We start from the raw sequence: 12,554 nt of genomic DNA, 5'->3' as shown, positions 1-12,554 counted from the left end.
CAAGAGGTCAAGAACGCGGGAAATCAGGGTTTGCGCCCAGCGACAAGATGAATGTTCAGAAGCGCAAAACACCGGCCAGAAGCATCGCGCTCCTCAAGATCCTGCCAAAATTCAATCTTCTCGTCTGAGGTGATTGTGCCCGCCTCTTGGCACCGGGCGGTAATGTCCTCAAGAACAAAAATCCGGCTGGCATCAGGCAGTGTTTTCAGCAAAAGCGGATGAACACTGTGATGGGTTAGAGCGGTCTGCGAACCAATCAAATCGATCAAATCCCGGCCGATCCGTGGATTGATCAGGGCCTGAGCATAAGCACTGACAACCTTATCGGCGATCTCCGGGTAGCTGGATCCTATGACAAAACTGCCCCAATCCGGTTCAGCAGCGCAGAGTATCCCGCCCGGTCTTAAGATCCGCAGCATTTCCGATATTGCTGTTTCCTGGCTGGATACATGCTGAAGAGAGCGATCGACGCGGACGGCATCGAACACACCCGGCTTGCTGTCGATGGTCCGGATATCGCTTTGTTTAAAGAGGATCGATGGATCGGCCCTGCCATACACCGCATTTATCCGGGCCTCTGCCGCGGCAAGAAATTTCTCGCTGAGGTCAAACCCTGTCACGGTCCCCTCAGGGACACGGTCTTTAAGGTACGGCAGATCAAATCCCAGACCGCAGGCAACATCGGCAACCTTGGCATCCGGTTTCAGGTCAAGGGCGTCATAGGAAATTCTCTTGTACGCCTGAAAATCCGGATGCGCGGCCATGATACCAAGGAGGTTTCGCATCTCGTCCAACTCGGCATCGGAGGAGGCATCCGCGTTTTGGTAAGCGTGTGCGAAGTATTTCATGAGCCCTCTGAGAATTGAAGTGTTTGTATAAGTTTCGCAATCCTTAATTGCAGTTGCAACACTCATTATGTGATTGGCGAGTCCATAGTGACCCGGATAGAATACAGGGATGATGAGACTTGGACTGATCCTTTTGATGTCGGTGCTTACCGCTTTTCCAGCAGCGGCGGTGACACCAATTGATTGGATTGACCTGAAAGACCCGGCAGCCGCCCGCTTCGAAGACCCTTTCGAAGCGCTTTTCCTCACGGACCTTCGATCGATCGCCGCGGTCTACCGTCTACGAAAACTGCTTGAACGTGGCGATCTCAATGATAATGACCGGTCCAAGGCTGCAACCCGCCTTCAGCAAGAAGAACAGAAACTGGCCGATGCGGGGATCGAAACGGATTTTCTGTTGGCGCAGCGGGAGACAATTGCCAAACAAAAGGCAGAAGCACTGCTTAAGGGCAATCCGGAACTCGTCGGCAAAGATATCGCAATCACCGGCTATGTAATCCCGGTTATTGATGCAGATGGATCGGCGCAATACGGCTATTTGGTCTCAGGATATGGCATGTGCAGCCATGTTCCGGCCCCGCCTCCCAATCAGACGATCTATTACAAGCTTCAGGACGATTGGACGGAAGCCGAACTCTACAAACCCGTTCTTTTAAGCGGCCGGCTCGATCTGAACCTATCCCGTCAGACGATCACCTTACTGGATGGCCAAGTGACAATCACAGCGGCCTTCGACATGGACGTCTCCGAGATCCGGCCGATCAATGATACTGGCTCCTCTGCCGATCAGCGCAGTTTTCGCTCGTTCAGACGCCCAAACTAGGCTATCTGACATTTGCAAACAGCGGCCCAGAAGGCGCCTGAATCTTTGTCTTGTAAGCCGTGATAACGTGCTTTCGCCAATTTAAGTTACTGGAAGAAACTCATTTCTGGCTAAGCGATCATTGCCCAGTCCGAAAAGCCATTTGTTTTATGGCACCATTGGCAGCAGACTGTACCAGAAAACTCATTGCCTAACATAGTCAGGTGAACTGAGATCGGTGATCAGCCGTACGACAATCAAGAAATCATGTTGAGGAGATTGCCGATGCCCCGGTTCGCCCCTGCCGTCGCAGTTCTTACCGGCTTTCTTGCCCTTACAGGTAATGCCATTGCCGCCGATACGGCATCTCAGAGCGGTAACGCTCATGAGTATAGTTTTGAGCTCGCAAACGGTTTGTCCCTGCCAATGAACGAGTTTGAAGGCAAGCTTGTGCTGGTCGTCAATACAGCGACGGCCTGTGGTTTCAGCGGCCAGCTCTCTGGACTGCAGGAACTTCACGAAAGATATTCCGACCGCGGACTGGTGGTGCTGGGCGTCCCGTCCAATGATTTCGGCGGCCAGGAACCGCGGAAAGACGGCGAAATCGCCGCCTATTGCGAAGCCAAATACGGTGCAACCTTCCAGATGACCGCAAAGACATCTGTGCGCGGCAAGGCTGCCCATCCGTTTTACCAATGGGCCGTGCGGGAACTCGGCAGCCTAGCCCGCCCAAATTGGAACTTTCACAAGTATCTGATCGGACCTGACGGCGCTTTGGTCGCCTGGTTCGCAACCCCGGCCAGGCCGACCTCCAAGGCTGTGATCACCGAGGTCGAAAAACATTTGGACCAGCTGACCGCCGATAAGAGTACGTAGCTCGCAGGCTCACGCCTGGTCCAGACTCGCCCGGCAATGCGGATAGCGGTTGAAACGGGCTTTTGCGAAAGAACGATAAAGAACACCGGCCAGATGATAGACGCCAGGAAGGGCAACAAACCGGCTGAGCAAGGACCAGCCGGCAAATTGCCGCCAAAGCAGGATAAAGGCATCAACCTGGGTCTGCATAACCCCATCCGCGTCACGCACATGCATGAACATCAGCGCATCCGCCTGACTAAGGCCCGTGTCAGCCAGCGGGTCCGGATCGTGGGCAATGTCATGCCACACGATTGATTGTTTTGGCGTGCGGCGTTTGAAAAAACTGATTTCTTTTGAACACTGGCCGCATTTGCCATCGTAGTAGACAGTTATCACCCTGTTGCTCCCAATAAGGTGCCGATCGGTTTACGAAATAGGCAAATGAATGGATCAACGGCGGCAGGGTTTTAAACTAAGGTGTCAGTCCTTCGGTTTGCGCCGCAGGGCCGCTAGCTGGCGGGTATATGCGGCGATCTCATCAAGGATTGTCTGGGCGGCCGCTGCATCCTGCTCTTTCAACGCCGCCTGCATTTGCCCATGCAAACCGGCAATGTGTTTCTTGTCGCGCAAGCGATAGACCAACATATTCATCAAGGGCTGCATTGCTTCAATGGCTCCGGCCACCTGAAACATCAGCAGCGGGTTTCCGGTCGCCTTGGCGATCGTAGAATGAAAGCGGACGTCGGAATCGCAGAAATCTTCATCCGAAAGATCGCCGCCTTGGAGAGCAATCTCGTCTGACATCGCGTTGAGATCTTCATCGCCGCGGTTTTCGCAGGCAAGCGGCAGACAAGATGCTTCCAGAAGGTAACGCGCTTCGATGGCATCTTCGAAGGGGATGTCGTTCATACCGATCAACAACCGGGTTGTACTGACCAGATCGTCACGCGCTTCATCAAAGGTGATCCGGTTGACGAAGGCCCCACCGGATGCTCCGCGTTCGGAGCGGATCAGGTTTTGAGCTGCGAGCCGCTTCATGGCTTCTCGTACCGTTGCCCGCGAGACACCAAACCTGTCGGCCAGCTCTGTTTCGCTCGGCAATCGTTCTTCAACACTGAGGGCACCATCCATGATGGCTTTGCGGATCGCATTGGCAATCTGGGTCGACAGCCCCTCCTTGCGGATCGCCTGGTATTCGATTGCCAATGGTGTCTCCTTTTGTGCCCCGCGAGCCAATTGCGGACATTTCTACAAGACTAGGTCGCGTACAGGAACAGGGTCAATGTAATTATTTTAAATGTCTGACAATTAAATATTTGACTTTTGCATTTAATGCGAGCAGCCTTTTTGACAACAAACTGGGAGGACATTGGGTGCAAATCGCCCTTCATGCTTTTGACCGGCGCCAAGTGGCCTGGATCGCGTTTTTTGTTGCGGTCTTGAGCGCGTGGGCAGCCTTGTTCCTGATGCAGCCAAATTTGGATCTGCCACAAGGCTGGCAGGCCGTTGGCCTGGATTACCTTGCCTCGCTGTGCCGCCCGGCGGCGGAAACCAGCCTCTCAGGCCTGATCGCCATGTGGAGCCTGATGTCGCTGGCGATGATGGCGCCGACCATTGCCCCTGCCTTGAAAACTTATCTGGATTTGACCCACACGCAGGGCGCCAGCATGTCTGGCTTTGCAGCTCTCCTTTCCGGATACTTGCTTGTCTGGATCGGCTTTTCGATCCCCGCCGCATTGCTTCAGGCCGCACTGGATACGCAAGGCTGGCTCGATCCGTTCGGCCGCAGCTCTGAAGTCTATCTGACCGCCACACTTCTGGCGCTCGCCGGCGCGTATCAGTTCAGCAAACTGAAGGAAGCCTGCCTCAACCAATGCCATAGCCCGCTGATGTTCTTCATGGGCAAATGGCAGGACGGGCTTTCCGGCGCGTTCCGCATGGGCCTGCATTTGGGCGCCGTCTGCCTCGGCTGCTGCTGGGCCCTGATGCTGCTCGCCTTTGTCGCGGGCACCATGAACCTCGCCTTCATGGGCCTCGCCATGGTGCTGATGACGTTTGAAAAGCTGCCGCAGCTCGGCCGCTATCTCACCGCTCCCGTTGGCTTCGCACTGCTCGGAGCTGCAATCCTGACACTCACAACAGAACTTATAAAACACCTATAAATGGAGAGAGAAATGACCGGATGGGCCATCCGCGGGGAATTGATCCTCAACTGTAACTGCACCGTTTTTTGCCCTTGCGTGGTGTCGCTCGGCAAACACGCACCGACTGAAGGCTACTGTCAGGCGTGGGCCGGTGTGCGCATCGACGAAGGCCACTATATGGGCGAGGACCTATCTGGCCTGAACGTCGGTCTGGTACTTGAAATCCCGGGCTTGATGGCGCGTGGCAACTGGAAAGCCGCCGCATACATCGACGATCGAGCTTCCGATGCTGCCTATGACGGTCTTCTGAAGATCTTCTCCGGTCAGGCCAAGGGCACAACCGGCCTCTTCAAGGTTCTGGTCAGCGAATTCCTCGGCGCGGAACGCGCACCAGTATCCTACGAAAACGAAGGTAAAAAGCGCCGTCTGATCGTCGGCAAGGCGATCAAGGGCGAGGTTGTGCCTGTCGGCGGGTCCGATCCGGACGAAGACATCGTGGTGAAGAACACCGAATACTGGATGGGCTCCGACATCACCGTTGCAACCGCGACACAGGGCCGTGTCCGCGCTTATGGCCGGGTCTGGGATTTCGACGGCCGCAGCGCGGAAATCTGCCAGATCGACTGGTCTGGTCCAGCGGCCGAACAGGCCGCATAAGGAGAGCTGACATGCAGGTCCCGTCTCTGTCTGTCTCCCGGCGCACGCGCAAAACTCCGTTTTCCCGCCGTGTGCACGAAGCCGGTGTAAAAGCCTACACCGTCTACAATCATATGCTTCTTCCGACTGTCTTTCAGTCGGTGGAAGAGGACTACCGGCATTTGAAAGATCACGTCCAGCTTTGGGATGTGTCTTGTGAACGCCAGGTTGAATTGTGGGGACCGGACGCCGGGCGTCTGGCGCAAATGCTGACGCCCAGGGACCTATCGGAGATGACACCGGGCCGATGTTACTACACACCCATGGTCGACGAGACAGGCGGCATGCTCAACGACCCCGTCACGACCAAACTGGCCGATGACAAATACTGGGTCTCGGTCGCGGACAGCGACCTACTGTTCTGGATCAAGGGTCTTGCTCATGCCTTCCGTCTGGAGGTTGATGTCGACGAGCCAGATGTCTCGCCGTTGGCAATTCAGGGCCCAAAAGCGGAAGACCTGGTCGCCAAGGTTTTCGGCGAGCGCATCCGGTCCATCCGTTTCTTCCACTATGACTACGTCGAGTTTGAAGGCCAACGGATGGTTCTCGCCCGCTCTGGTTACTCCAAACAGGGTGGCTTTGAGCTATATGTCGATGGAACCAAATGGGGCGAACCGATCTGGGACGCTTTCATGGACGCCGGTGAGGAGATGAACATCCGGGCCGGTTGCCCAAACCTAATTGAACGGATTGAAAGTCAGTTGTTGTCCTATGGCAATGACATGACCCGCAACAACACACCCCATGAATGCGGTTTGGGCAAATTCTGTCAGACCCAAAAAGCGATCGGCTGTGTTGGCCGGGACGCTTTGCTGCGTGTTGCAGTGGAAGGCCCGGTTCGGCAAATCCGCAGCCTTGCCATCGATGGGGACCCCGTTCCGTCTTGTGACGAGCTCTGGCCCATCATTGGTGGCGGGCGTAAAGTCGGAACCATCAGTTCAGCTGCCTATTCACCGGATTTCCGGACAAATGTTGCCATCGGCATGGTACGCATGACTCATTGGGACGACGGTACCAAAGTTCAAGTTGAAACGCCGGACGGAATACGGTCCGCGACCGTTTGGGAAACGCCGTTCTCAAATCAGGACGACTGATATGCGCGATCACTACGACGCCCTACCGCCACAAACAGCAAATCATGTGCCTCTGTCGCCGTTGTCATTTCTAGAGCGTACAGCCGCGCTGTTTCCAGACCGGCTCGCCGTCGTCTATAACGAGCGGCGGTACACGTGGTCAGACGTAAAGGATCGTGTCCAGCGCATTGCGTCCAGCTTGAAACAAAAGGGTATTGGGCTTGGCGATTCGGTGTCGGTCATGGCCGCCAACACCCCGGAACTGTTTGAGCTGCACTACGCCGTGCCGTTGACCGGCGCAGTGCTGAACACCATCAACACCCGGCTAGAACCGGAAACCATCGCCTATATTCTCGATCACAGCGACGCCAAATTGGTAATCGCCGATACGGCGTTTTCCGGGGTGATTTCAAAAGCATTTGAAATCAACAGCAAGGTTCTTCCCGTCATCAACATTGCCGATCCTGACGGGCCCGGGGGGGACGCGATCGGCGACGAGATGTTTGAAAATCTGGTCGGTAGCGGCGATCCAGAGTTTCCGTGGCAAGGCCCGGCCGATGAATGGCAAGCGCTTGCGCTGAACTACACATCCGGCACATCCGGGCGGCCCAAAGGCGTGGTCTATCACCATCGCGGTGCATATCTCATGGCGATGGGGACGCCGATCGCGTGGGAGCTGCCGCGCAATCCGGTCTATCTTTATTCCGTGCCGATGTTCCACTGCAACGGTTGGTGCCATTCCTGGACCATGACACTAATGGCAGGGACCATCATCTGTATCCGGCAAGTGACCGGAAAGGCGGTCTTTGACCTGATCGATGAACATGGGGTCAGCCATTTGGGTGGCGCACCGATTGTACTCTCCATGTTAGTCAATACAGCGGAAGAGGATCGCAAACCGTTACCAGGTCCGGTGAAAATCATGACTGCCGGCGCCCCGCCGCCAGCAACGGTTCTCGCCGCCACCAAGGCGCTCGGCTTTGAGGTGATGCAGGTCTATGGCCTCACCGAAACCTATGGCCATGTTGCCCAGTGCCTATGGCGCGAAGAATGGGACAACCTGTCCGCTGACGAACAGGCGGAACTGCAATCCTGGCAGGGCGTTGGCTTCCCGATGACCGAAAGCGTCGATGTCTTTGATCGCGAGACCGGTGAACCGGTTCCTTGGGACGGCGAAACGCAGGGCGAGATCGTCATTCGCGGAAACACAGTCATGAAAGGCTACTACAAGAACCGGGACGCGACCGACGAGGCCTTTTCCGGCGGCCATTTCAAATCCGGCGATGCCGCCGTGCGACATGAAAATGGCTATGTGCAGATCCGCGACCGCTTGAAAGATGTGATCATCTCCGGCGGCGAAAACATCTCGTCCGTCGAGGTCGAAGGGGTCTTGCATCGTCATCCGGATGTAGTCCTCGCAGCTGTAGTTGCCCTGCCGGACGAAAAATGGGGTGAAGTCCCCTGCGCCTTTGTTGAACTTAAAGACGGCAGCCCAGAGACCGAAGACAGCCTGATCGCCTTCTGCCGGGAAAACATGGCTGGCTTCAAACGGCCTAAGAAAATCGTCTTCACCGAGTTGCCGAAGACGGCGACCGGCAAGATCCAGAAATTTGTCCTGCGGCAAGAGGCCCGGACACTCGCCAGTGAAACCGTATAACGAGGAAATTTCACATGACTTTCAAAGCCCTTGTGGTCGACAAGAACGACGAAGGCAAAACCAGCGCCGCCGTCAAGGAAATCGACGAGAACCAGCTGCCGGACGGCAATGTCACCGTCGCCGTTGAGTATTCAACGCTGAACTACAAGGACGGTCTCTGTGTCGGGCCAGGTGGCGGTCTCGTCAAGGACTATCCGCATGTTCCGGGCATCGATTTTGCCGGCACTGTCGAAGAGTCTTCTGACGAATGGTACAAACCGGGCGACAAGGTCGTTTTGACCGGCTGGCGCGTCGGAGAAGTCTGGTGGGGCGGCTATGCCCAAAAGGCCAGCGTCAAGGGCGAATGGCTGGTGCCGTTGCCGGATGGCCTCACCACCCGCGATGCAATGGCGGTCGGCACCGCCGGTTTCACAGCGATGCTTGCCGTCATGGCACTGGAAGACCATGGCCTGAAACCGGAAAACGGGCCGGTTCTGGTCACGGGCGCAGCGGGCGGCGTTGGCTCTGTCGCCGTCGCGATTCTTGCAAACCTCGGCTATGAAGTCCATGCAGTCACCGGCCGCGAAAGCACCTGGGACTACCTGAAATCCCTCGGCGCAAGCGCCATCGTCCCGCGGGATGATGTTGCCGAAACCATCAAGCGTCCATTGGAGAAAGAGGTCTGGGCCGGCGCGATTGATGCCGTTGGCGGCGAAATGCTCGCCCGCATCCTGGGTCAGATGAAATACGGTTGTTCCGTTGCCACCATTGGCCTTGCTGGTGGGGCAAATCTTCCGGCCAGCGTCATTCCGTTCATCCTGCGCGGCGTCAACCTGCTGGGTATCGACAGCGTCATGCGCCCTTACGACGACCGTGTCCGCGCCTGGCAGCGGATCGCCAAGGATCTGCCGCTCGACAAGCTGCACGGCATGATCCAGCCGGCAACCCTGGAAGATCTTCCGGGTCTCGGCAAGGACATCCTAAAAGGTCAGGTCAAGGGCCGCGTCGTCGTTGACGTAAACGCTTAAAAAATATTTGGGCGGTCAGGTCACTGGCCGCCCGTAATGCTTTTTCAGGAAATCGATCATCACCCGGACTTTCTGGGGCAAATAGGACCGGCTGGGATAAACCAGCCAGGCCGCTGTTTCAAAAGTAGCGGCCGCGCAAGCATAGTCCGGAAATACATCCACCAAGGTTCCGCGCTTCAGATCCCTCTCAACCAGCATGATGGGCAACAGGGCCACGCCCATGCCGAGACGGGTGGCGGAGCGGATCGACAAGGCATTGGAGATCACTGTCGCACCTCCAACTGGCACACTAACCGGCTGCATGCCGTCTTTCCGGAACTGCCAAGTGGTCCGGAAGCCCGGAATGGCAAAACAGATGCATTCCCTGTTTGAGAGGTCATCTGGATTGGTCATTGGCCCCTCGGTTTCCAGATACCCCGGTGACGCCACGACCCGGTAACTGGTGGTCATCAGCTTGGCGACGATCCAGTCACCCTTGGGCATCGACCCGAAGCGGACCGCCAAATCTATGCCATCAGCCCGTAAGTCGAGATTTGCATCAGAGGCCAGAAGTTCGATGTCGATATCGGGATATCTTTGCCGGAACTCCGGCAGGATTGGGATCAGACACTCCTGAACAAAAGAAATGCTTGCGGTCATCCGTAGAGTTCCGCGTGGGGATACCGCTGTCGTCCGCGCTTCTTCACCGGCCGCATCCAGCTCTTCCACCAGGGGTGCAATTCGGTTGAGATAAAGTTCGCCCTCGCCGGTGGGGGCCAGACTGCGGGTGCTGCGCTGGAACAGACGGAAGCCGATGTCTTGCTCCAGTTGTGCGATCACACGGGAGACACTGGACGCATCCAGATCCAAGAGCCGGGCGACAGCGGCAAAGCTTCCAAGGTCACGAACCAAGAGCGCCGTTTTGAGTGTCGAAAGTTCCATTCGTGCATATTACGCATGGCTACGGTGTAATTCGATCTATTTTTCTAAATGCCGCATGAATTTAAGTCGTCTTGGTCACGCAGTCAGGAGACAAATTCATGACCCAGTTGCTCCGCATCAATTCAAGTTCTCGTTTGGAAGGTTCTCATTCGGCGGCCATTGCCGAAGTGTTTGAAGCCGAGTTCCGAGAGAAGAACCCGGGATGCAAAGTCATCACCCGGAATGTGGCCGATGGCTCGATCCCATTCATTGCGCAGAAAACCATTGAGGGTTTCTATGCACCGCAGGATGAATTGTCTGTCGAACAAAAAGCCGCCACAGCGCTGTCCGATGAACTCATCAAAGAAGTGCAGGATGCCGATACCCTGCTTCTGGCAGTTCCGATCTACAATTTCACCATTCCAGCTGCCCTCAAGGCCTGGGTCGATCAGATTTCAAGGATCGGCCATACGTTCTCAATGGATGAGACCGGGTTTCGCGGCCTCGTCAATGCCCGGCGCGCCGTGATTGTCTGCACTTATGGCTCTGAAGGGTATTTGGACGGTGAACCCTTTGCGGCAGCGAATTTTGTCCAGCCCTATCTGGAATTTCTGTTGGGGTTCCTCGGAATCAAAGAGATCGAATTCATCAATATTCAGGGCACGGCAACTAGCGCACCCGAGCAGTTTGAGGACCGGCTAAAGTCGGCAAAACAATCAGCGAGATTGGCTGCATAACATTGCTGTAATCTGACAGAACCAAAATTGCACGGCGGATCGACATGGAATCCTTTGTTTCTGCCGGGATTCCAGTTGCTTTTGCCTAAAACCTCCCATATAAGCGCCCGGTCCAGAGTCGTCCGGCTCGTTTTGGGCTGTCTTTTTGCATCTTGATGTATGGGCAGGTCGAAACAACCAAGGGCATGCCGTGTCGGCTCTGAATGCACCAACAATGAAGTGCTTGCTTGCAGGCACACCAAAGAAAGGATGCAAAATGCCCAAGCTGAAGACGAAGTCCGGCGCTAAAAAGCGCTTTAAAGTGACTGCAACCGGCAAGGTGAAAACCGCACAGGCCGGCAAGCGCCATGGCATGATCAAGCGCACGAACAAGTTCATCCGGAACGCCCGTGGCACCACCACGCTGAGCGATCAGGATGCAAAGATCGTGAAGCAGTTCCTGCCGTACGCATAACGCCAGCCTTTTAAGGAGATCACCTAGATGTCACGCGTCAAAAGGGGCGTTACCGCCCACGCTCGTCATAAAAAAGTTTTGAAGGCTGCCAAGGGTTACTATGGCCGCCGCAAGAACACCATCCGCGTCGCCAAGCAGGCCGTCGAGAAAGCGGGTCAATACGCTTATCGCGACCGCAAGGCCAAGAAGCGCAACTTCCGCTCTTTGTGGATCCAGCGCATCAACGCGGCAACCCGCCAGCACGGCATGACCTACGGCAGCTTCATCAACGGCCTGAACAAGGCTGGCGTTGAAGTCGACCGCAAGGTTCTGTCAGAACTCGCCATCAGCCAGCCGGAAGCCTTCAAGGCTCTGGTCGATCAGGCTCAAGGCGCTCTGGCTGCTTGAAGCTGAAGCAAAGCAACTTTTTGAAAGCGCGGTCTTCCGGGACCGCGCTTTTTTCTTTTCGAGACTACATGACTGTCATTCAATAACGGCCAACGCCAATTCGAAGGTAATCAATCCCGCTTGGACGTCTCATACCTGGAAGACAGGTCATAATAGTCGTTGAAGCCAATACGCTCGCGCAGCTCGGAGAAATTCATCAGATCCGGTGTCCGGTCCGCGTCTGCCTTCAGCTTGGCCAATGTTCCGGTCATCGCCTGCATGGCACTCGCCATCAAGGTGAGGGGGTAGGCGGCAATCGAAAAACCGATATCCTGAAGTTCCTTGTGCGAAAGTTCCGGGGTTTCCCCGCCTTCCACGATATTGGCCATCTTCGGTCCGGGCAATTCACGGCAGATGGTTTGCATTTCCTCGACCGTCTTTGGCGCTTCGACAAACAGAATGTCAGCGCCGAGCTCCTTGAATTTCCCAGCCCGGTCAATCGCTTCCGATAACCCGTGATCATGCCGGGCGTCCGTGCGGGCGAGGATCAGAATGTCAGCACCGGCGTCCTTGGCATCTTGTGCTGCCCGTATCCGGTCAAAGGCTTCTTCACGAGAAACCACGGCCTTGCCCGGCGTGTGACCGCAGCGTTTTGGCGCAAGCTGGTCTTCGATCATCACAGCTGCCGCACCCGCCTTGGCAAAACCGGTCACAGTCCGGCGCACGTTCATCGCATTGCCATATCCGGTGTCGCCGTCGGCGATCAGCGGGATCTCAATTGCATCGGTGATATTACGCGCTTGGTCGAGCACTTCGGCATAGGACATGAGCCCCAAATCCGGCTGACCGATCCTTGAGGCGGAGGTCGCAAAGCCGGACATGAAGGTCAGGCCAAAACCGGCCTGTTCGATCAGCTTTGCCGAAAGCGCGTCGAAGCAACAGGGCATCACATTGAGAGATTCTTGCGCCAGAAGAGCGCGGAGTTTGTCAGCCGGAGACGGCATGGAACATC

The 12,554-nt window shown here is 56.0% G+C and carries 15 protein-coding genes; 10 read left to right on the top strand and 5 right to left on the bottom strand.

The features are described 5' to 3' along the window. Window positions 1-23: 23 nt before the first annotated feature. Complete coding sequence (locus tag ACOOFE_RS26885; RefSeq protein WP_420412852.1) at window positions 24-848, bottom strand: methyltransferase domain-containing protein; 825 nt, start codon at window positions 846-848, stop codon at window positions 24-26. A 109-nt stretch (window positions 849-957) separates the two neighbouring features. Here ACOOFE_RS26885 and ACOOFE_RS26880 point away from each other — a divergent pair, with 109 nt between their 5' ends. Both ACOOFE_RS26880 and ACOOFE_RS26875 read left to right on the top strand, forming a co-directional pair. Further along, entirely contained in the window at window positions 958-1,671 is a 714-nt protein-coding gene (locus ACOOFE_RS26880; RefSeq protein WP_420412851.1) for a DUF3299 domain-containing protein, read from the top strand. Window positions 1,672-1,935: 264 nt separating this feature from the next. Then, window positions 1,936-2,526 carry a glutathione peroxidase gene (locus ACOOFE_RS26875; RefSeq protein WP_420412850.1) on the top strand — a complete coding sequence of 197 codons (591 nt, stop codon included), beginning with the start codon at window positions 1,936-1,938 and terminating at the stop codon, window positions 2,524-2,526. Window positions 2,527-2,535: 9 nt separating this feature from the next. Here ACOOFE_RS26875 and ACOOFE_RS26870 read toward each other — a convergent pair whose 3' ends face one another. Both ACOOFE_RS26870 and ACOOFE_RS26865 read right to left on the bottom strand, forming a co-directional pair. After that, a complete protein-coding gene (locus ACOOFE_RS26870) occupies window positions 2,536-2,904 on the bottom strand; it encodes a thiol-disulfide oxidoreductase DCC family protein (RefSeq protein ID WP_420412849.1) in 369 nt (122 codons plus the stop codon). An 84-nt stretch (window positions 2,905-2,988) separates the two neighbouring features. After that, a complete protein-coding gene (locus ACOOFE_RS26865; RefSeq protein ID WP_420412848.1) occupies window positions 2,989-3,714 on the bottom strand; it encodes a FadR/GntR family transcriptional regulator in 726 nt (241 codons plus the stop codon). Window positions 3,715-3,881: 167 nt separating this feature from the next. Between ACOOFE_RS26865 and ACOOFE_RS26860 the strand changes: the two genes are divergently transcribed. From ACOOFE_RS26860 to ACOOFE_RS26840, 5 genes are read left to right on the top strand one after another with little or no spacing between them, the layout of a single operon-like run. Further along, window positions 3,882-4,670, top strand: coding sequence for a DUF2182 domain-containing protein (locus ACOOFE_RS26860; protein WP_420412847.1), 789 nt, complete (start codon window positions 3,882-3,884; stop codon window positions 4,668-4,670). A gap of 12 nt (window positions 4,671-4,682) precedes the next feature. Next, window positions 4,683-5,309 (top strand): DUF1326 domain-containing protein, encoded by a 627-nt coding sequence (locus tag ACOOFE_RS26855; protein WP_209010913.1) that lies wholly within the window; start codon window positions 4,683-4,685, stop codon window positions 5,307-5,309. A gap of 11 nt (window positions 5,310-5,320) precedes the next feature. Continuing rightward, entirely contained in the window at window positions 5,321-6,442 is a 1,122-nt protein-coding gene (locus tag ACOOFE_RS26850; RefSeq protein WP_420412846.1) for a dimethylsulfoniopropionate demethylase, read from the top strand. 1 nt (window position 6,443) lies between these two features. After that, window positions 6,444-8,078: an acyl-CoA synthetase gene (locus ACOOFE_RS26845; protein WP_420412845.1), complete on the top strand. Its 1,635-nt coding sequence runs from the start codon at window positions 6,444-6,446 to the stop codon at window positions 8,076-8,078. Window positions 8,079-8,092: 14 nt separating this feature from the next. Beyond that, entirely contained in the window at window positions 8,093-9,085 is a 993-nt protein-coding gene (locus ACOOFE_RS26840) for an MDR family oxidoreductase (protein WP_420412844.1), read from the top strand. A 15-nt stretch (window positions 9,086-9,100) separates the two neighbouring features. On the opposite strand, the gene ACOOFE_RS26835 is transcribed toward ACOOFE_RS26840, so the two are convergent. Further along, window positions 9,101-10,006: a LysR substrate-binding domain-containing protein gene (locus ACOOFE_RS26835; RefSeq protein ID WP_420412843.1), complete on the bottom strand. Its 906-nt coding sequence runs from the start codon at window positions 10,004-10,006 to the stop codon at window positions 9,101-9,103. A 98-nt stretch (window positions 10,007-10,104) separates the two neighbouring features. On the opposite strand from ACOOFE_RS26835, the gene ACOOFE_RS26830 reads away from it, so the two are divergent. From ACOOFE_RS26830 to rplT, 3 genes are all read left to right on the top strand, one after another. Further along, on the top strand, window positions 10,105-10,722 hold the full coding sequence (locus ACOOFE_RS26830; protein WP_420412842.1) for an FMN-dependent NADH-azoreductase: 618 nt from the start codon (window positions 10,105-10,107) through the stop codon (window positions 10,720-10,722). A gap of 256 nt (window positions 10,723-10,978) precedes the next feature. Next, window positions 10,979-11,176 carry a 50S ribosomal protein L35 gene (rpmI, locus tag ACOOFE_RS26825; protein WP_023002610.1) on the top strand — a complete coding sequence of 66 codons (198 nt, stop codon included), beginning with the start codon at window positions 10,979-10,981 and terminating at the stop codon, window positions 11,174-11,176. A gap of 27 nt (window positions 11,177-11,203) precedes the next feature. Next, a complete protein-coding gene (gene rplT, locus ACOOFE_RS26820; protein ID WP_420412841.1) occupies window positions 11,204-11,563 on the top strand; it encodes a 50S ribosomal protein L20 in 360 nt (119 codons plus the stop codon). Window positions 11,564-11,673: 110 nt separating this feature from the next. Here rplT and ACOOFE_RS26815 read toward each other — a convergent pair whose 3' ends face one another. Beyond that, a complete protein-coding gene (locus ACOOFE_RS26815) occupies window positions 11,674-12,546 on the bottom strand; it encodes an isocitrate lyase/PEP mutase family protein (protein WP_420412840.1) in 873 nt (290 codons plus the stop codon). Window positions 12,547-12,554 lie beyond the last annotated feature (8 nt).

The sequence above is a fragment of the Roseibium sp. genome, assembly GCF_965216085.1.
GTDB lineage: Bacteria > Pseudomonadota > Alphaproteobacteria > Rhizobiales > Stappiaceae > Roseibium.
Note: the sequence above shows the minus strand (reverse complement) of the source record. Positions and strands in the feature narration are given on the sequence as shown.